Here is a 21,815-nt window from a genome sequence, read left to right on the forward strand (position 1 = left end):
CCCTTTTATTTTTCTATTAATTTACTCACCAAAGATTTAATATTTACTGAATTATACAAAGACAAAGAACCTTTACTAAACTCATCGTAATTTTTATCGATTTCTAAAATGATATTAGCCATTTCCTTAGGTTCAAATTCAGCAACTACTTTTCCCGCGTTGTATTTATTAAATAAATTGGACAAGCCAGGAACATCATTTGAAATCATGGGTACACTAAAGCATGAATATTCAAAAATTTTATTGGGTGCACAGTAAAGCGTATTTATTGCTGTTTCGATTGATCCTTGTTGCGAAAAATAGGACAGAAAGCCTATATATGCTTTTTGAGTAATCTCCAGATGATATGGCGCCGATTTAAAAGGCAAAAATACAACACGCTCTGATTCGTATTTGTTGATAAGCCTAGCCTTATTATTATCGTCTCCTCCCATAATGCAAATCAGATATTCGCTTGGTAAATATTGTATGGACTCACATAACTCATCTAATCTTCTTTCAGGATAGTTAAAAATTCCCTGATATAAGATCAGCTTTTTATTCTTGAAAAGAGCTTCAGTCTCATCATCAAGTATATTTTTTAATTTAGAAAGATCAAAATCAGGTTTGTTTGGAATTACAATTGGTAATTTTACCAAATTAAAATAAGCTTTTGTGATATGAGCTCTATTGTATTCACAGCAAACCACTTTCCATGCTTTTTGCATAGTGTCTGCATAATTAAGAAATGGACTTAAAAGCTTATATCTCAATCCTACTTTTAGTTGTGGAGTTTCAAATAAATACAATATTGATTTAAATTTAAAAACTAAATTATAAAGAAGCCATATATTTTGATTTCCGTATAACCATAAAATTGAGTCTTTTTTAAATTCTTCATTTACAATTTTCTCAACTTTTTTCTTATATGAATATAGTTTAAAAAATTTTACAATTTTATTTTCTTTGATATCGTTTATAATTGTTTCAAAATAAACTACCCCTTGGGATTCTAAATCAGAAATCGTATTTTTATCACTGCAATAACCTACAATAACAACTTTCTTACCTAAAGAGAGTAATATTTTCACTGTAGTTAGAATAGGCGGGTATTTTTGTATGTCATGATTATATACTAAGATATTGCTCATTTATTCTAAATTTGATATATAGTTTACAATTCTTTCACACGCTTTTCCATCACCATAAGGGTTGTGTAGTACACTCATCCTTGTATATTTATCCTCATCATTCAGCAATTTATTTGCTTCATTCACTATAAGTTCTTTGTTAGTCCCAACCAATATTACTGTTCCAGCAACTACTGCCTCAGGTCTTTCTGTCGATTCACGCATAACCAGCACAGGTTTTCCAAGACTTGGTGCTTCTTCCTGAACTCCACCGCTATCAGTAATGATTAAATACGATTTATCCATCAACCATACAAAAGCAGGGTAAGCCAAAGGCTCTATTAACTTAATATTATCAATTCCAGATAGTATTTCATAAACTGGTCGTTTTACATTAGGGTTTAAGTGTACTGGATAAATTATCTCTACATCTTGATTAATTAAAGCTATTTCTCTTAAAGCTTCACAAATTCGAATAAAACCATCTCCATGATTTTCTCTACGGTGGCCGGTAACAAGAATTGTTTTTACATCCTTTTTTACAATCTTCTTTAAGTTTTCAATTTCCAAATTATAGATATCTTCTACTCTTTTAGAACTATCAATCAACGCGTCAATAACCGTATTACCTGTTACCAATATTGTTTCAGATGCTATATTTTCTTTTAAGAGGTTTTCCTTAGATGCTTCTGTTGGGGCAAAATGATAATCAGCAATTCTTCCTGTCAATTGTCTATTCATTTCTTCAGGGAAAGGTGTTCGCTTAAAATTTGTACGAAGTCCTGCTTCAACATGACAAATTTTAGCTCCAGAATAAAATGATGCTAAACTAGCTGCCATTGTTGTCGTTGTATCACCATGCACATAAACATAATCTGGTTTAAAATCCTCTAAAACTTCTTTTAAGCCGATTATAATATCTGCTGTTAGTGAATATAAGTTTTGATTTGCCTTCATTAAGTTCAGGTCGTACTCTGGCTGAATATTAAAAAAGTCCAAAACTTGATCTAACATTTCCCGATGCTGAGCGGTAACACAAACTCTGGTTTCAAAAATATCTGAATGTTTTTTAAACTCTTGAACCAGAGGAGCCATTTTTATAGCCTCAGGCCTTGTTCCAAAAACAATTAAATTTTTTTTCATTATAATATTTACAACTATTTAAATTACTTTATATTATCTTTTTATTTGAAGAAAATTCTAAGCACGATTATATCTTAAAAAACTTAACTATTCTACGAATTTGGCGATAAAAATGAATTGGCCATTCATAATTTTTAAGTTCTTTTTCTATCATTATCTCATTTTTTTTGCAAACATCTATAATCTTATCATATTCACTTTTCCATAAGGTCATTATAGAATTATAATCGTAATTTTCATTAAACATTTTAATAGCTGCATTACCAGCACTAGTTCGACGTGAATCTGATTCTATTATACTTTGTATTGCTAATTGAAAGCTTACCGGAGATCGATCCTTTGGAGAATTAATGACTATTATATCTTTATCTAAGTTATTCTCGCCCCAAAAACCCCAAGCAGATTTATTTGTTTCAGGAGTAAATCCAGCAATTATTGAAGGCTTAGCACACGAAGCAGCTAGCAAAAGAGTAGTTCCCATACCAACAAACATTGTACATCCCTGATACAATTTTTCTAAATCTTTACCAACTACAGTTCCTTTTAATTGAATAATTTCCTGACCCAATTCTCCATTTATATGAAGCGCTAATTGATTTAATTCATTGAACAAATTACCATCGCCTACAATAACTAATTTGTATTCCTTAAAACTTTCATTTTTTCTATATATTTCATAGAAATCCTGAATTAAATATTTTACGTAGTCTTTATCTTCAGATAACCTGCTGACAGATAAAATATATTTTTGAGTAGAAACAGAACTATCGGTCTCAATTGCTTTAACTGGAATGGGTATTATATTGGGATTTAATTTTAATTTTGTAACTCCTTCAATATATTCATGCATTTGTGGCGTTAGTGAATAAAATAGCCCAAACCTATCCATTTTCTTAGTGATAATTTTCAACAAAGGATTACGCCTATAAGAAAGCTCTGACAATATATTTACGCAAAAAGGAATTCCAGTTTCATTATACAAAGAAGCCACGTGAACAATTGGGTATGAATTATGAGCCTCAATAACATTTACTTTATTATCTAATAAAATTGTCTTTAGCTTTTGTTTAAAGCTGTTGTATTGAGCATTTGTAAATACTAAAGGAGGTAAACTTATTCCTTCCAACGTTATATGAATTGTACCTTGAGGTAAATTTGAGACATTTTCGCCACCTTGTGAAATAACTATTACATTAAAATTATTAGCTATTAACCATTCACATTTATTAATTATATAGGTTTCTGCACCTCCAATAATCATTAACGGAGTTATGAAAGCAATTGTCATCTTCTCATTATTCATTTAACTACTAATCAATCGATTTATAAAATTAAACCTTCTTCTTAAATTTATTACTAACTATACCTTTAATATCTAATTTCTTATCTAATTCATTTAGCGAAAAACAACTAGATATCAGGATAATTACTAAACCCACGGAATAAGCTACATAAACATTACAAAAGTAAACTGCTATAAAAGAGAATATCGCTAATGTAAATTGAATTGAAAAAATTTTAATAATTTCTTTATTAAAATCAAATTCGTAAAATATCTTACAAATAAAAAAAACTTGTATGAAATATAAAAAATAGCTAATCAAAAAAGAAATCCCAAGACCTGTTAGCCCATAATAATAGTAACCCAACATATTCAAAATCAACATGTATGCATTCACTATTACTTCATTCCAAAAGTAAACTTTTGACTCGCCTTTTGCTAAGAATAAAAATGCAATTGTCCAACTTAGTGCCTTAAAAAAAACACCAAGAGTTGCCCAATGCACCATTGGAATAACTTCAATAAAATCATTTGAATATAACAATATTATTGCCCAATGAATGAACACCAAAAAAACGACTAATATTGGTGACAAAATAAGTATTGCAATTTCTGCTTGCTCATTTATTGTTTTCTTTGTTTTAATTTTATCGTCAGAAACACTTGCTAATCTAGGATAATAATCAGATGCCATAGCAGTAAAGACCATTCCAACATAAGTATTAATAATAGCAAATCCAGCTGTATATAAACCAACATCTTTTATTCCTCCAATTTTATTTATATATATACGAACTATATACCCTACTATTAATAAGATAATTGAACTGAAACTTATCAAAAACCCCATTCTTAGCATATCCATTCCTTCATTTTTAAAATCAGAACTATTTACCGAAATACTTGGTATAGCAATTTTCTTAACATAATATGACGAAATTACCACAATGCTAATTGAACTTAATATCATTGCCGGAACAATTCCATCTTCTTTCCAATAATAATACATAGGTATTGATATTATCAATCCAAATAATGCCCCTAATGCACTAGCCTTTGCCATATACTGTATTTTGCGCATTCCTTGCAGAATAACATTTTGTCCAGCACTAACCTGTGTAAAAAGTAATGTTATAGATAATAATACGAAAGCAAATGTATATTTTTTATTCCCGAACGAAATTTCACTTAAAAATGGAGATAATATTAAAGCAACAATAAAGCCAAATAAACCTGTTATCCATACGAGTTTACGAAAAACCGTTGCTGTTTTTGCAAGTTTCTCTTGATCATGGGTCTCTGAAGCTTTGGAAATATTCTTAACAGCAGAAGTTCCTAATCCTAAATTGGTTATTTGTCCTAACAATCCTATTGTAGATGTAAAAATGGAAACGATTCCCATACCGGCAGGACCTAATAGTACTGCTACAATTTTACTTCTTAAAATAGATATAATGATATTAAATACTTGTACACTTCCTAAAATTGAGGTTGCTTTAAATATCTGTTGATAAGAAGAATGCTTTTCTTTCAAATCTAAATAAATTTATTAATGATCTCAATAACTTTAGAAACTTCATTTACACTCATCACAGGACTAATTGGCAAACTAAGGACTTCTTCATGAATAGCTTCAGTAATAGGTAAACTTAAGTGATTCAAGTCTTTATAAGCCTCTTGTTTATGAGGAGGGATAGGGTAATGAATTAAAGTTTGTATTTCATTTTCTTGTAAATAGGATTGCAGAGCATCTCTTTCTTTTGTTCTAATTACAAAAATATGCCATACATGTTCTTTTTTATCAACAGGCTCTATTGGAAGAATTACTTTATTATTTTTAATTTCTTTCAAATATCGGTTCGCAATCTCTCTACGAATTTGATTTTCGTTATCTATGTATTTCAATTTTACATCCAATACTGCAGCATGAATTTCATCTAATCTGCTATTTAATCCTTGATATATATTCACGTATTTTAAATTTGACCCATAATTTGCAATTGCTCTAATTGCTTTGGCTAAGTCATCATCTTTGCAGGTAACTGCACCGGCATCTCCTAAAGCTCCAAGGTTTTTCCCAGGATAAAAACTAAACCCCGCAGCATCACCTAAATTCCCAGCTTTAATTTTATTCCATGAAGCCCCTATAGCTTGTGCATTATCTTCTACAATTTTTAAATTATTATTTTTTGCGATTTCTTTTAACTCTTCAGAGAAAACAATTTGCCCGTATAGATGTACAATCAAAATCGCTTTAGTTTTAGAAGTAATCTTAGATTCTATTTTTGAAATATCAATATTATAATTATCTAAGTTTGGTTCAACTAATACTGGAACTAAACCATTATCTGATAAGGCCAACAAGGAAGCTATGTACGTATTAGCAGGAACTAAAACCTCATCTCCTTTTTTCATCAACCCAAGCTCCAAATATGCTCTAAAAATTAATCTTAAAGCATCCAACCCATTTGCTACCCCTATAGCATGATTTGAGCCAATATAATTTTTAAGATTTTCTTCAAAATTTTTAACTTCTCTTCCTAATAGATACCATCCACTGCGAAAAGTATTAATTAATTTTTCTTCAATTTCTTGTTGATGTATAAGATTTATTTTTTGTAAATCTAAAAATTTAATCATAATATTTTATTTTAAGTCTCTTAAATAAGGTTTTCTTTTAGAGATAATTTATCTTTAAAAAAAACATAAACATTTCCATCCGCATCTCTTAAGTTTAAATCTAAAATGATACCTTCTTCTGTTATATATCCCTTATGTTTTGCTGGGTTACCATAAAAAAGATGATAGGGTAATACTGATTTTGTTACTACACTACCCGCACCAATCATTGCATACGAACCTATGTTATTCCCTGCCACTATTGTAGCATTTGCTCCAATTGAAGCTCCTTTTTCAATTATTGTTTTAGAAAACTCTATTGGATATGATTTAGACCTGGGTATCAGATCATTAGTGAACGTTACATTTGGACCTACAAAAACATTATCCTCAATATAAACTCCATCCCAGATTTGCACACCTGACTTGATTGTAACATTATCTCCAATTTTAACGTCATTTTCGATAAAGACATTACAATTAATATTGCAGTTTTTTCCAATTGAAGCACTACCTAAGATTACGCAAAACTGCCAGACCGTAGTATTGTCTCCAATATCCTTTGTTTGAACATCTGCTAATGGATGAACTTTATACATTTCCTATATATTTTAAATAATCGTCATACTCTCTTAGATAATCATCTTCACTATATTCATGAGAAGCAAGCACCAAGCATATAGACCCGCTAGAGAAATTGATTTCAGAAGCCCAAATACCTGGTGGTATATGTAAACCTAAATCAGGTCTGTTTAATAAAACTTGCCTTTTTGTTGCACCATCATCTAATAAAACCTCAAAACTCCCACTGGCAGCAACTAAAAATTGGTGGCATTCTTTATGTGCATGTGCCCCCCTAGATTCTCCTCCAGGTATATCATATAGATAAAAAATTCGTTTTATATCAAAAGGTATCTCCAGGCTATTATTGATCGAAGTAATATGCCCACTACGATCTCCTATTTGTTTTAAATGCAAAAGATCACATTCAAAAACACTTATTTGTTTTATCATTTAAATAGATTTTTAAAATCTTCAAAATCTCTTATATAATCCTCCTTAAAATACTTTTTACTAGAAATATGCAAAGCAAGGGCATTTGTAGAAAAATTTTCAATATGTCTCCATGTTTTTGCTGGCAAGTAAAGCCCATAATAACTTCTGTTTAAGGAAAATTTTTCTGTAGTGCCGTCTTCCTTTGTAATTATAACATCAAAACTTCCGCTTAGTGCAATTAAAATTTCTTCTTGCTGATGATATGCATGCCCCCCTCTTATTTCGCCTCCCGGAACATCATAGGTCCAGAAAGTCCTTTGAATTTCAAAAGGAATTTGGCTAGAATACTGCATAAATGTAAGATTACCTCTAGGATCTTGAATTTTAGGAAAATCAATAATTTCTGGCTTCATTAATTGCTTTTTAAATATTTACAATTTAGCATCTACATGAGATTTTAAAAAATTCTTCACATCATAAATAACACTTAATTCTTTTTGAAAATTAGATAAATCTAAATTTAGAAATTCATTGTGTGCTACCCCCAAAACTATTGCATCAAATTTTTGATTTGGCATATCAGAATAGACATCTAAATCATATTCATGTTTAACTTCTAAAGGATTTGCTAAAGGATCATATATAACTACTTCAATACCGTATTCACCTAAAACCCTTATCACATCAACAATTTTAGTATTACGTATATCAGGACAATTTTCCTTAAATGTTAGTCCCAGCATTAATAGATTTGTCCCTTTGATAGCTATCCCTTTTTTAATCATCAATTTGATTATTTGAGAAGCAATATATTCTCCCATACTATCATTTAATCTTCGTCCTGCTAAAATAATTTCTGGATGATACCCAAATTCCTGTGCACGCTGTGCCAAATAATAAGGATCTACACCAATACAATGTCCCCCAACTAGACCAGGTTTAAAATGTAAAAAATTCCATTTTGTTGCAGCTGCCTCCAATACATCATTTGTATTGATGTTCATTAAGTTAAATATTTTTGCTAATTCGTTTACAAAAGCAATATTGATATCTCTTTGTGAATTCTCAATAACTTTAGCCGCTTCGGCAACTTTAATAGTCGGTGCTAGATGTGTACCCGCTGTAATTACACTTTTATATAAGTTATCCACTACAATTCCTATTTCGGGAGTAGAACCTGCTGTAACTTTTAAGATTTTTTCAACAGTGTGTTCTTTATCTCCTGGATTGATTCTTTCTGGTGAATAACCCGCAAAAAAATCTTCATTGAAAATTAGCCCTGAAATTCTCTCCAATACTGGAACACATTCTTCTTCTGTAACACCAGGATAAACAGTAGATTCATAGATAACAATATCCCCTTTTTTTAAAACTTTACCTACCGTTTCACTTGCTTTATAAAGCGGGGTCAGGTCTGGTCTGTTATTTCTATCAACTGGGGTAGGTACAGTTACGATGAATATATTGCATTCTTTTAAATTTTCTAAATCATAAGTACAATAAAGACCCGATTCACTATTAGGATTGTCTACTAAAACGGCTTTCAAAACATCATCAGAAACTTCAAGTGTAGAATCATGACCTGCATTTAGTTTGTCAACTCTTTTCTTATTAACATCAAATCCAATTACTTGGTATTTCGTGGCAAATAATCTTGCTAGTGGTAAGCCCACATAACCTAAACCAATAATGGCAATTTTTTTCATATTTGTAATTATTCTTTTAAATTAGTAAATGAAACTATTTTACTATTAGTTTATTTTCTTAGATTTTTATAATACCAATTAACGGCTTCTTTAACCCCTTTTTCCATTGAATATTCCGGGTTATATTCCAATAATCTTTTTGCTTTCTCAATACTTGCTAAAGAATGGGGAATATCACCTGCACGGTTTGGCCCATAAAGAATTTCAACATCTTTTATATTTGAATCAAACTCTGAAAGTTTATCACGCAACATATATACTAACTCATTTAAAGTTGTTCTATCTCCAAATGCAGTATTATAAACTGTATTAACAGCCTCACTATTTTGAGTTAAAATGGCTCTTTCATTCATTTGTATTACATTATCTATATATGTAAAATCTCTAGAATAGTTACCATCTCCATTAATCAAAGGACTTTCATAATTCATAAATTGCATAACAAATTTAGGAATTACTGCTGCGTATGCTCCATTTGGATCTTGACGTCGACCAAAAACATTAAAATATCTCAACCCTATTGTTTCCAATCCATATATTTTACTAAAAATGTTAGCATATAATTCATTTACATATTTAGTAATTGCATATGGAGATAGCGGATTACCAATCTTATCTTCAACTTTTGGTAATGATTCTGAATCTCCATAAGTTGATGAACTTGCAGCATAGATAAAACGTTTCACCTTAGCATCTCTTGAAGCAACTAACATATTTAAAAACCCACTAACATTTACATCATTAGTTGTTATCGGATCATTTATAGATCGTGGGACAGAGCCTAAAGCTGCTTCATGCAGAACATAATCAACACCTTCTACTGCCGCTGTACAGTCCTCAAGATTTCTAATATCTCCTTCAATTAAAGTAAATTGATTATTAGCAAAAAAAGGCTCGATATTATGTCTATGTCCTGTTGAAAAGTTATCAAGGCAAATAACTTGGTTTCCTTTTGCTAAAAAATATTCACATAAATTTGAGCCTATAAACCCAGCTCCTCCTGTTATTAAAATTTTCATTAAATTGTATTTATAGTTTTTTTTAATAATAAAAAACCAGCAGTCAAAAAAGATGCAATAAAAGCTCCTAAAATCAATCCTTTTAATATTCCTAAATGTTCTTTTGCTAATGGTAATATAGGTGAATCAATTATCTGAATAAGAGGAGTTTCTTTGCGTAGGGCAACTTTGGCTAATTCGGCTTGTTTTACTAATTCTGTCAGTATTGCGGTATTTGCCTGAACATCAACCTGTCTTCTGGCAGACGGGGTTCTTCTTACATTTAAAGCTGGATTTAAATTAAAAGTATTATCATTTGCAATAGCTACTCCAGTAATAGCGCTATTAAGCTCTCTTCTAACAGAATCTGTTTGCCTTTCAAGTATATCCATATTTAACCTTGCTTTTTTACTTTTGGTTTCAACATAAAAATTTCCCACTTGTTTGGCTAATGCTTCGCAAAAGTATTTAGCAAATAATTCGTTTTTTGAAGAAACGTCTATAGTAATAATCGCAACTTTTTTATCTTTTTGACCTACATTTAAACTTCCTTTAGATAGGTTTTCATAAATTTTACCTAAAATACTATCTTGTATTCTGGTAAAACCTACTCTTTTTCCATTAGGTAAAAATTCTAATGACTTAAATTTATTATCATCTTCCCATTTTTTTCTCCAGTTATTGTTTTGAATATACATCTCAGCCAAAGAAATTAATTTTCCATCAACTTTAACAGGACTCAATAACGTTTGTTCGACCATACTGCGAGACTTAAATAACTCTGTCAAGTTTGGACCTGTAAAAATACCTCCTCCTTCACCACCAACATCCAAACCTAGTGAAGTAGCCAAACCTAATGCATTACCTAATCCTCCTCCCGTTTTTTCATCTTCTAAGGCAAAAGAAAGGGTAGCTGTGTAAATAGGTTTTTTTAAAATAGAGTAAGTAATCCCTAAACAACCCCCAATAAATCCAGCCAACAGTATAATTTTCCATTTTGATAACAAAAAAAAGAACCCTTCCTTTATTTTTTCTATTAATTCTTTTAACGAAATCTCGTTACTTTCATCAATTACATTATTCATAAAAAATTATTTAAAAGCTGTAACAATTAGTAAGGCTAAACTAGTTAGTACACTGCCAATTCCAACCCATTCACCTGTTGACATCTTTTTGGTTTCTGGTTTTTCTGGAACAACAATTTGTGAATCTGGTGTAACTTTTGGATACGTTCTAAAAAATAAAAAAGATTTTGTAACAGATGCATTACCATTAGGATATATAATATAGGCTTTTTTCTTCCAGCCTTTACTGTCAACACCACCAACAGCATTAATATAATATTTAAACCCCTTTCCTCTTTGGTAAGGAATTTCAGATGTAAGCAATACATTTCCTGTAACTTTAACTCCTTCACTGTAAGTAGATATTATAATTTCATCTCCAGGAAATAAGGTAACATTGGAAAAGTGATTCTTGTCTTTAACAATTTTTTCCCAATTAACAGGAATTGTAGAAAACTTTAAATCCTCCTCCAATTTTTTTGTCAATTTCTCGCTTAAAGTATCATTTTGAGATAAATTTAAATCAATACTTTTTATCTTATCTATTTGTTCTTGTTTAATAGGCCTTTTAATCTTCATCCCTTCGATGTTTGCTACCGAAGTTAATCCACCAGCTCTTGTTACAATATTATAAACCGTTTCTTTTTTATTCGCCAAAACATATTTTCCGGGATATATAACAGCTCCACTAACAGTTACCATTTGAGGTTTTTCATATACAGCCAATCTTCTAATATTAATAACATCGAAAGGTTTTATAATAAAATTATTGACTTGTTCATTACTATCAGAGGTCATTTCGAATTGAAGTAATTCTATTCTATTTAAATCAGAATCTTTTATTGCATCAGACTTAACCATTCTTGCAATTTCAACTCGTTTAGATGCAGAACCTGTTAATCCACCGACCTGAACTATTAAATCATTTAATGTTATATTTTCAAAATAATCATATACACCAGGGTTCTTCACCTCCCCATCGATAGTTACTTTATAGTCCTCTTTAAAATCTAAAACTGAGTAAACTGTTATAATATCTTCTCTCTTTAATTCAATATCTGAATCTAGATTACCCGTTAATGCTGTACTCAAATCAATATTTACAATTTCTGTTGTTAAATCTGGTTTCAAACGAATTATTCTGGCTCTTTTTGTATATGCATCTTCTTTAAGCCCTTCAGCACGCGCAATAAGATCTGAAATCCTCATTCCTTCTGTGAAAGAATAATAATCAGGTCTAAAAACTGCACCTTCAATTTTAATACGATTTTCAAATCGATTCAGAATTTTAGTAATTCTAAATACATCTCCTGATTGTGGCATATAAGTATTAAAATCATTTTCATTTATATCATGAACTTTAAACTCTTTCCCTGTTTTTTGTATAACATTGACAGCAGCTGTATAAGCAAACTCGTTAAAACCTGAAGCAAAATTTAATAAATCAGAAAACGTTTCGTTGTTTTTCATTTCAAAAATTCCTGGACGCTTCACTTCGCCTTCAACAATAACTCGATGACTATATGCCGGAATTCGAATAACATCATTTTCTTTTAAACTAATATTATCAGACTGATCACCTTTAACTAAAAATCTATAGATATCAATATTTTTGTAAATTTTATTGTTTCGAATTAATTCAATATTTCTATAACTACCATTTTTTCCAGGACCTCCAGCCAAATGCAAAGCATTATATACAGTAGCTAAAGATGATATTGAATAATTCCCAGGTTGTTTACCACCAACTACTGTTATCTTAATAGTACGTATTTGGCCTAAACTAATACTAACTTGAGATTGTCCAGATTGAACGGTACTATAAACTCTTGCTATAGCTGATTTAATTTTTTGAGTTGCAGCCTCAATTGACATTCCTGAAACAGCAATTTGTCCTACATTTTGAATCGTAATTTTACCTTCAACATTTACTGCAATACTTGCATTATATTCTTGCACTCCATAAATACTTACTTGCAATTCATCACCAGGTCCTAATATATAGTTCATTGGGGTTGCCAATTTTAAATCAGGTTCAAAATTTAATGTAGGGTTATCAAAAAGTTCAGACCCAAAAATTAATGAATTTAGGGAATCTTTTACTTTGTTATTTGAGATTTTTTCTTGATTCCTTCCAAATTTATTTTTATTTTCAATTTCTTGATTAGTGTTGTTAGCATTATTTATGGATCCATTTGACAAATTGTTCAACCTAGTTCGTAATTTATTAAAGTCATTCTGGCTCATACCTTTTGATATAGCCATTGGTTCTGCTTGATCAACAGTCATATTGTTACTCTTTAATTGTGCGTCAATTTTAACAATATCATCTTGGGATAAGTTATCTACATTTATAGTACTTAAATCTTTTGATTTAAAAATATTCTGTGCATTTATACTAAATGAGACTATAATAAAAATTAAAGTAAGAACGTATCTTATTTTTTTCATAAATTAATTATTAATTTAATTAAACCTAAACTATTCAAATATTTTAAGAATATTGTTTTTTATAATAATCTTTATATGCCCCAGAAGTAACACTTTCTAGCCATTTTTCGTTATTTAGATACCAATTGATTGTTCTTTCTAATCCCTCTTCAAAAGTAACTGTTGGCTTCCAGCCTAACTCTTTATTAATTTTTGTAGCATCGATTGCATATCTTAAGTCATGCCCTGGTCTGTCTTTAACGTAAGTAATTAATTTTTGAGAAGTCCCTTCAATTCTTTCTAATTTTTTATCCATAATTTGGCATAATAATCTAACCAAATCAATATTTTTCCATTCATTAAAACCTCCAATATTGTAAGTCTCATGATTTTTACCATTATGAAAAACTAAATCTATTGCAATAGCATGATCTTCTACAAATAGCCAGTCACGAGTATAATTTCCATCACCATAAACTGGCAAAGGTTTATTATTAATAATATTATTAATAAAAAGAGGAATTAGTTTTTCTGGAAAATGATACGATCCATAATTATTTGAGCAATTCGTTAAAACGTATGGCAACCCATATGTTTCTCCATATGCTCTAACAAAATGATCAGAACTAGCTTTTGAAGCAGAATAAGGCGAATTTGGATCATATGCAGTAGTTTCTGTAAAAAAACCTTCAGCTCCTAGAGATCCGAATACTTCATCAGTGCTTATATGGTAAAATCTTTTCCCATCAAAATTATTTTTCCATTGATTTTTTGCAGCATTTAAAAGATTCATGGTTCCAATTACATTTGTTTTTACAAAAGCTAAAGGATCTTCAATAGAACGATCAACATGTGATTCTGCTGCTAAATGTAAAACCCCATCAAAATTATGTTTTGAAAAAAGATCATTAATAAATCTTTCGTCAACGATATCACCTTTCACGAAAGTATAATTTGATTTATTTTCAATATCTTTTATATTCTCAAGATTTCCTGCATAAGTTAAAACATCCAGATTAAAAATTTGATAATTTGGATATTTATTCACAAAACGCCTTACTACATGGGAACCAATAAAGCCAGCACCGCCAGTTATAAGAATTTTTTTCATTTAAACTTCAATTAATTTAATAAATCTGAATTTTGCTTTTCTAGTTCATTATATACATCTTTTACATCTTGTGAATTTTCTTTTTGTAAAATTAAATTAGCTGTATTAGTATGAACAAATATAGTATTACTTAAACCTAAAAAAGTTGTATGATTTTCACAACCTATAACCATATTGCCATTTTTATCTATTGGATGTCCCTTTGACACCAAATATTCATAAACAGATTCAAAAGAACCTAAATCTGACCACGAAAAAGAAGCCGGAACAACTTTAATTTTTTTACTCCTTTCCATAACAGCATAATCAATGCTAATGGATGGAATTTCTAACGATAAATCTAAATCTAGAAAACCATCTTTACTTGATTCCCAAACAGCTTTAGATTTGTCGTAAACGTCAGGCTGAAATTGTTTCAATTCTTCTAATAGGACTCCAGCTTTAAAACAAAACATTCCACTATTCCATAAAAAATTACCTCTTGCTATAAATTCTTTTGCAGTAGTTTCATTTGGTTTTTCTCTAAACGATAATACTTTATCTCCTTTTGATTCTATATAGCCGTAACCCGTTTCTGGCTTAGTTGGAATAATTCCAAAAGTAACTATAAAACCATCCTGTGCTTTAAAAACTGCTGCTTGAATAGCATCATTGTATGCATCTATCTTATCTATAATGTGATCAGATGGCGTTATAATTAAGATATCTGCTGGATTTGAAGCAAATGCCGCAAAAGCAATTGCTGCTGCAGTATTTCTTGGAGTAGCCTCAACAATATTTACATATACAGTCTTAGTTTTATCCATCACTTTCCCACTCAAATGATGATTATCTACATTCCCAACTACCATTACCTTATCTGCAAGATGGCTATTACGCTCAACTGTCATCTCAAACAATGATTTGTTTTCAAAAATTTCTAAATATTGCTTTGGCTGGCTTTTACGAGAAAGAGGCCATAATCTACTTCCTACTCCACCTGTTAAAATTACATGTATAATCGAATTACTTTTTTTCATTTTTTTTTTAATTAACTAAAGACTCAAAAAACACTACAGCCATTATGGTCAGCAATCTTTAGACTCCCTTTTAAATCATATAATATACTGCTTTCTTTTCCAATTCAAAAAAATTAATTTAAAATTCCTCATACGTTACTCCAAAACTATAGCATCAATTTTTTTTCTGGCAAAGAATTTAGTATCTAATTTCTATATTCTTTTGGCTTCTTTGATAATAGTTTAAAGAGTCAGATATTGTAAATATTATCTTTATGTTTTAGCATCATTTAATTGTCTCTAACATATAGATATACAGAAAATTAAAAACTCTAGTTAGGTTACTTGATTTTTTTATTCTAGCTTGATAAATATGCGAAGCAAAATTCCATTTACTGTCATTTAAACGTCGTCATATTAAAATTATTTCAGAAAGATCTTCCAATTTTTGCCTTCAATACAATCAAATAAACTGTATTACTGACATAACCATTATTGAATTTAGATTGACTTATAAATATCCTGTGACAACATACCTATATAATACTCAACTTCAACCTCATTAATATGTTGCAAACGTCATGGTTAAGAAAATAAAAACACAGTTAATACTAAATATATTCTTACTTTAACATAAGCTTCAAGTCATTTAAATTCACGGCTTCGCCTTTCCGAGTCACAAAAAATGAGATCAGACTACGTAAAATTATTTTCGGCAAATATAAGATAAAAGTCAATTTATTCACTACAGTTTTTCGTAATACTTAGTAAAACATAGAATTAGAGACATTTAAAACACTAACACCTTAATAATCAATATGTAATAAAATATTTACAAAATAAAAACAGAGAATAAAACTCATAAACTGAAATTTTATTCTCTGTATAACTTAGAAAGATAATAAAAAGATGCTATCTAAAACTAAATAAAGCGACTTAATTTTACTTATATTTAATTTTTAATACACATCCCAATGATTCAAGAACTAAAATATAATGTGTATTTAAAACTTCCTGAACAATCGCATTTTGATTATTAAAAACCCCTGATTCTAATTTAATTTTGTCACCAACATGAAATGGAATAACAGAAGCATCGGCAATATTCGGAGCTTTTAAACTGTTTTTTATTATATTAATTTCTTCATCACGAACCACTGCAGGTTTTCCAAGCCAAAATAAATATCTCACAACACCTGCTATTTCAAAAACAGAATTTCTTTCACTATCGGGCAATTGAACAAAAACATAAGAATTAAAAAGCGGCATTTCAACTTTCTTCTTTCTATCTGACCATTGTTTTATTTTTGTTATTAAAGGACAATAGCATTCAATCCCCATCTGAATAAGTCTTTCAGCTACTTTTTTCTCCCATTTCGGTTTTGTATAAATCACATACCAATTCATAATTTCTATTTATATTGAAAATAAATCTTAAACCAACCACTTTTTCTCACTTCATATTAAATTTCATCTCAATAAACACACTCTCATTAAGAACCTATTCCTTTATAAACAAAACCAATTGATTCTAACTTTTTAGCATCTAGTATATTTCTTCCATCAAAAACAAATGCCGGCTTATGCATTGATTGATAAATTTTTTGCCAATCATAAGTTGTAAATTCATCCCATTCAGTTAATACGGCAATAGCATGTGAATCTTTACAAGCATCATAAGCATCATTAAATATGGTTAACGAATTAATATTTTCTTCAACGCTTCTGGTTTCTAAATAATCTAAATCGCTTAACATTTTATTTCTTGACACTTTTGGATCATATACAGAAATTTTCGCTTGCTCGTTTATTAAATCATCTGCTACATAAATTGCCGCAGATTCGCGTGTATCGTTTGTATCTTTTTTGAAAGCCCAACCTAAAAAAGTAATTTTTTTATCGGCAACAGTATTATATAAAGTCTGAACAATTTTATTTGAAAATCTTCTTTTTTGATGATCGTTCATAATTATAACCTGCTCCCAATAATCTGCTACTTCATTTAAGCCATAAGTCTTAGCAATATAAACTAGATTTAAGATATCTTTCTGAAAACAAGACCCTCCAAAACCAACAGAAGCTTTTAAAAACTTCGGTCCAATTCTGCTATCCATTCCAATTGCTTTTGCAACTTCATTTACATCTGCTCCAGTTTTTTCACATAATTCAGACATTGCATTGATAGACGAAATACGCTGTGCTAAAAATGCATTAGCTGTTAATTTAGACAATTCTGATGACCAAACATTTGTTGTTAAAATCTTGTCTCTATTAACCCAATTTGCATAAACATTTACAAGAGCAATAATTGCAATCTCTCCTTCTGGAGTTGTATCTCCTCCAATTAAAATTCGATCCGGGTTTAATAGATCTGTAACTGCCGTTCCTTCTGCTAAAAATTCGGGATTTGATAAAATTTGAAACTGTACACCGTTACCAGTATTATCTAATATACTTTTTATAGCTTCGGCAGTACGAACTGGTAAAGTAGATTTTTCGACAACAATTTTATTTTGTTTCGCAACTTTTGCAATTTGTCTGGCACATAACTCAATATATTTTAAATCAGCTGCCATACCTTTTCCCTTTCCATAAGTTTTGGTTGGGGTATTAACTGAAATAAAGATTATCTGTGCTTCGTCAATTGCTTTTTCTACTTCTGTTGAAAAAAACAAATTTCTTCCTCTAGCTTCTGCAACAATTTCTGCAAGTCCTGGCTCATAAATAGGAATATTATCAGTATTTGGATCATTCCAATCCTTAATTCTTTGTTCATTCAAATCTACAACTGTAACTTGAATATGTGGACATTTTTGTGCAATTACGGCCATTGTAGGACCTCCAACATAACCAGCCCCTATGCAGCAAATTTTTGTAATTTCCATTTACTATAATTATTATCTTTATTTATTTCAAATTATTCCAGTACCAGCTTACTGCTTCTTTTAATCCTTCCTGAAGAGAATATTTCGGATTATATCCTAAAAGACTTTTTGCCTTATCGATACTTGCCAATGAATGTGGAATATCTCCTGCTCTATTTCTGCCATATATAATCTCTACATCAGCAATTTTTGGATCAAATTCAGACAAATATTTTTTTAAATATTTTACCAAGTCATTTAATGTGTTCCGATCTCCAAAAGCAGTATTATAAACCGTATTATAAGCAGATTGATTTTGAGTCGTTATTGCCAGTTCATTCATTTGAATCACGTTGTCTATATATGTAAAGTCGCGTGAATAATTACCATCACCATTAATAATTGGACTTTCATGATTCATTAATTGTTTAACAAACTTTGGAATTACTGCAGCGTAAGCTCCATCTGGATCTTGTTTTCTTCCAAAAACATTAAAATAACGTAATCCTATTGTTTCTAAACCATAAGTTTTACTGAAAATTTCAGCATATAATTCGTTTACATATTTAGTTATTGCGTAAGGAGATAATGGTTTTCCAATTACATCTTCAACTTTTGGCAATCCTTCAGAATCTCCATAAGTCGACGAACTGGCTGCATATACAAAACGTTTTACTTTTGCATCTCTGGAAGCAACTAACATGTTTAGAAAACCTGAAACATTTACTTCATTGGTTGTTATAGGATCATTTATTGATCTTGGAACAGATCCTAATGCCGCCTGATGTAAAACATAATCAACACCTTCAACTGCCAGAATACAATCTTCGATATTTCTTATGTCACCTTCAATTAATTTAAAGTTTGGATTTTCTATAACATGCTTTAAATTATGACGATGACCGGTAGAAAAATTATCTAAACAAATTACCTTATGGCCTAATCCCAGAAAATGTTCTGATAGATTCGAACCTATAAAACCAGCTCCACCAGTAATTAGTATTGTATTTTGATTTGGAATGTTCATTTGTTCAAAATTATTTTTTTCTAAATTTACCAGAAATCAAGTTCCAAAGTCCGCTTTGTTTCTCTTCTTCATGATATCCATTCGAGTAAGCTCCGTAACCGTATCCATAGCCATATGTAGAACCGTATTTTGCTTTGTTTTCGAAACCATTAAAAACGATACTTGTATTACTTAATTCCCCTCTTTTTACTTTATTATTAAGCAACGTTATCATATCTTTTTTTGTATAATTCTGTCTAACAATATATAAAGTAACATCTGCATATTGAACAAGTTCTGATGCATCTGAAACTAAACCAACTGGAGGAGTATCAAGAATTATATAATCATATTTTTGTTTTAATTCATCTATTAACTCTTTCATTGCATCACTTAGAATTAATTCTGACGGATTTGGAGGAATTGGTCCGGAAAGTATTACATCAAGATTTGGAACTTGTGTTGAATTTGTAATTTCATCCAAAGTATTTTGTTTAATTAAATAATTAACAACTCCTAATTGTTGATTTACTAAAGAGAATTCATCTGCTAATCTTGGTTTTCTTAAATCCAGGCCAACGATAACTGTTTTCTTTTCACTTAAAGCAAAAACTGTGGCAATATTAATTGAACAAAATGTTTTTCCTTCACCACTTATAGATGAAGTGATCATCAAAGTTTTTGAACCATAAAGCTGTTGTCTTTTATATAAAAATTGTAATGATGATCGTATACCTCTAAAAGCTTCCGAAAGAGCAGATTTTGGCTTGTCAAACACAGCTAAACTTACTGCGTCTTTATTTAATCCTACTACTCCTATTATTGGTATTTCTGTCAACTTACTAATATCATCAGTATTTTGAATTGAATTATTAATAAAGAAAATTATAGATACAATTATTAACGGGATTAATATCCCCAAAAATAAAGCCAGGATATAATTAGCAGAAGTTTTTGGTCCAATTAAGCCTTCACCAATATCTTTTGCAGGGTCAATAAAGTGAATGTCTGATAAATTTGAAGCTTTTACGATTTCTGCCTCATTTCGTTTCTGAAGAAATTCGGTATAAATATTATCATTTAAATCGTATTTCCTTTTAATTTTCAACAACTCTTGTTGTTCTTCTGGAAGTCTTTTAACCGTACTTTCTGCCTGTCCAATTTTTGCATTTACCAGCGATAGGTCATAAAGCAAGGAAGCTTTAGCAGAAATAATATTTTCTAACAAAACACTTTTAACAGCTTGCATTTGATTATCAAAATCTTTGAAAATTTTATCACTTTTTACGGCATAAGCCATCTCTGATCTTTGTGTAGAAAGGGCAATAAGCTTAGAGATATTTGTGACAATATTAGGATCTTCTATACCTGCTACAGAAGGTGCCGGGAGTCTAGAATAATCAACGCTATTATTTAAATAAGATTTTAAAGAATTATAATATGCAATTTTTCTTGTGACTAGATCTTTTTCAACATCAAAATCCATTATTTTATCTGAAAACTTAGCAGCGCCTCCTTCAATTTCATAAATATTTTTATCTTTTCTAAAAGTTTTCAATTCGTTACCAGTCTCCTTCAACTGCCCCTCCATAGCAACAAGGGTACTGTCTATAAATCTTATTGTATTAGTTGCAAACTGATTCTTACCGTCTAATTGAATCTTTATCAGCATTTTAACTGTAGCGTTTAAATATTCAACCATACGGGCTTTATTAGTCCCCTGCATTCCTAAAGTAAGAAGAGACCCTCCATTTTTATCACTATCTACACTTATTCCTTTGTAACGAGAAACTGTTCCGTCAAAATCATTAAATTTTACAAAATATTCTTTCCCTTTATAAAATCCGGGATTATCATTAATTTTTAATTTCCAATTTAAAAAAGGCAGAGAAACGTGCTCTCCAACTTTATATTTTTTAATAAAGGTTAAAGGCTGTACAGAAGTATTACTATAAGTATTGGTAGAATAAGTAATTAACGAAACTGAATTACTTTCAAATGGTATTTGAATTTGATATTCATTCTCACTTAGAAATTTAATACTAATTAAAGTATTTGCAAGCTGTCCTTTTGTTTTATCAATATCAATATAAAAAGGAACTGCTCCATATGAATCAATTAAATTGTATTTTCCTTGTTCAAGATAATCAATATAGTACTGTAACTTATCAACAACCAACTCATTATGTGACCTTGATTGCAATATGGTCGAAATTCCATTAACCTGATCTGAGATTCCGCCCCAATTAAAAACTAAGCTTGTGTTAGATGTAAAAAACGGATTGCTTTCTTCTTTTATAGAAATCATGGTTTGCATTCCGTAAATTTTTTCTTTTCGGATATTTACCTGATATGCAATTGTAAAAGCAATAATTAAACTTGCCAAAAACCATTTCCAATAACTTAAGATTTTTAATAAAAATCCCTTAAAATCAAAATTTGAATGATTCTCAAAAATGGAAAAATCTTTTATATCTAACATCTTAATA

General features: G+C 30.1%; 18 protein-coding genes. All 18 read right to left on the reverse strand.

Going from position 1 to position 21,815, the window contains the following annotated elements; genetic code table 11:
* Positions 1–5: 5 nt before the first annotated feature.
* On the reverse strand, positions 6–1,130 hold the full coding sequence (locus ACODSB_RS04730) for a glycosyltransferase family protein (RefSeq protein ID WP_180860967.1): 1,125 nt from the start codon (positions 1,128–1,130) through the stop codon (positions 6–8).
* The gene (gene wecB, locus ACODSB_RS04735; RefSeq protein ID WP_180860970.1) at positions 1,131–2,252 is read right to left on the reverse strand and encodes a non-hydrolyzing UDP-N-acetylglucosamine 2-epimerase; all 1,122 of its coding nucleotides are present in this window, start codon (positions 2,250–2,252) and stop codon (positions 1,131–1,133) included. It lies immediately after the preceding gene.
* A 67-nt stretch (positions 2,253–2,319) separates the two neighbouring features.
* Entirely contained in the window at positions 2,320–3,540 is a 1,221-nt protein-coding gene (locus ACODSB_RS04740; RefSeq protein ID WP_488936198.1) for a glycosyltransferase, read from the reverse strand.
* Positions 3,541–3,583: 43 nt separating this feature from the next.
* Positions 3,584–5,068 carry an O-antigen translocase gene (locus ACODSB_RS04745; RefSeq protein ID WP_180860976.1) on the reverse strand — a complete coding sequence of 495 codons (1,485 nt, stop codon included), beginning with the start codon at positions 5,066–5,068 and terminating at the stop codon, positions 3,584–3,586.
* A 2-nt stretch (positions 5,069–5,070) separates the two neighbouring features.
* Complete coding sequence (locus tag ACODSB_RS04750) at positions 5,071–6,174, reverse strand: DegT/DnrJ/EryC1/StrS family aminotransferase (RefSeq protein ID WP_180860979.1); 1,104 nt, start codon at positions 6,172–6,174, stop codon at positions 5,071–5,073.
* A 20-nt stretch (positions 6,175–6,194) separates the two neighbouring features.
* Positions 6,195–6,752: an acyltransferase gene (locus ACODSB_RS04755; protein WP_180860981.1), complete on the reverse strand. Its 558-nt coding sequence runs from the start codon at positions 6,750–6,752 to the stop codon at positions 6,195–6,197.
* On the reverse strand, positions 6,745–7,167 hold the full coding sequence (locus ACODSB_RS04760; protein ID WP_073486661.1) for a sugar 3,4-ketoisomerase: 423 nt from the start codon (positions 7,165–7,167) through the stop codon (positions 6,745–6,747). The genes ACODSB_RS04755 and ACODSB_RS04760 overlap by 8 nt, the downstream gene beginning before the upstream one ends.
* Positions 7,164–7,562: a sugar 3,4-ketoisomerase gene (locus ACODSB_RS04765; protein WP_180860983.1), complete on the reverse strand. Its 399-nt coding sequence runs from the start codon at positions 7,560–7,562 to the stop codon at positions 7,164–7,166. Before ACODSB_RS04765 ends, ACODSB_RS04760 begins: the two co-directional genes overlap by 4 nt.
* An 18-nt stretch (positions 7,563–7,580) precedes the next feature.
* On the reverse strand, positions 7,581–8,855 hold the full coding sequence (locus tag ACODSB_RS04770) for a nucleotide sugar dehydrogenase (protein WP_256636073.1): 1,275 nt from the start codon (positions 8,853–8,855) through the stop codon (positions 7,581–7,583).
* A 50-nt stretch (positions 8,856–8,905) separates the two neighbouring features.
* A complete protein-coding gene (locus tag ACODSB_RS04775) occupies positions 8,906–9,874 on the reverse strand; it encodes an SDR family oxidoreductase (RefSeq protein WP_488936199.1) in 969 nt (322 codons plus the stop codon).
* A complete protein-coding gene (locus ACODSB_RS04780) occupies positions 9,874–10,938 on the reverse strand; it encodes a lipopolysaccharide biosynthesis protein (protein ID WP_488936200.1) in 1,065 nt (354 codons plus the stop codon). Before ACODSB_RS04780 ends, ACODSB_RS04775 begins: the two co-directional genes overlap by 1 nt.
* 6 nt (positions 10,939–10,944) lie before the next feature.
* Positions 10,945–13,368, reverse strand: coding sequence for an SLBB domain-containing protein (locus ACODSB_RS04785; RefSeq protein ID WP_488936201.1), 2,424 nt, complete (start codon positions 13,366–13,368; stop codon positions 10,945–10,947).
* 43 nt (positions 13,369–13,411) lie between these two features.
* Positions 13,412–14,458: a dTDP-glucose 4,6-dehydratase gene (rfbB, locus tag ACODSB_RS04790; protein WP_488936202.1), complete on the reverse strand. Its 1,047-nt coding sequence runs from the start codon at positions 14,456–14,458 to the stop codon at positions 13,412–13,414.
* Positions 14,459–14,469: 11 nt separating this feature from the next.
* Positions 14,470–15,477 carry a mannose-1-phosphate guanylyltransferase gene (locus tag ACODSB_RS04795; RefSeq protein ID WP_488936203.1) on the reverse strand — a complete coding sequence of 336 codons (1,008 nt, stop codon included), beginning with the start codon at positions 15,475–15,477 and terminating at the stop codon, positions 14,470–14,472.
* A gap of 921 nt (positions 15,478–16,398) precedes the next feature.
* A complete protein-coding gene (locus ACODSB_RS04800; RefSeq protein ID WP_488936204.1) occupies positions 16,399–16,863 on the reverse strand; it encodes a UpxY family transcription antiterminator in 465 nt (154 codons plus the stop codon).
* An 86-nt stretch (positions 16,864–16,949) separates the two neighbouring features.
* Positions 16,950–18,341: a UDP-glucose 6-dehydrogenase gene (locus tag ACODSB_RS04805; RefSeq protein WP_488936205.1), complete on the reverse strand. Its 1,392-nt coding sequence runs from the start codon at positions 18,339–18,341 to the stop codon at positions 16,950–16,952.
* A 22-nt stretch (positions 18,342–18,363) separates the two neighbouring features.
* Entirely contained in the window at positions 18,364–19,347 is a 984-nt protein-coding gene (locus tag ACODSB_RS04810) for an SDR family oxidoreductase (RefSeq protein WP_488936206.1), read from the reverse strand.
* A gap of 10 nt (positions 19,348–19,357) precedes the next feature.
* Positions 19,358–21,808, reverse strand: coding sequence for a polysaccharide biosynthesis tyrosine autokinase (locus tag ACODSB_RS04815; protein WP_488936207.1), 2,451 nt, complete (start codon positions 21,806–21,808; stop codon positions 19,358–19,360).
* Between the last annotated feature and the right edge of the window lie 7 nt (positions 21,809–21,815).

Source organism: Flavobacterium sp. FG68, assembly GCF_057808895.1.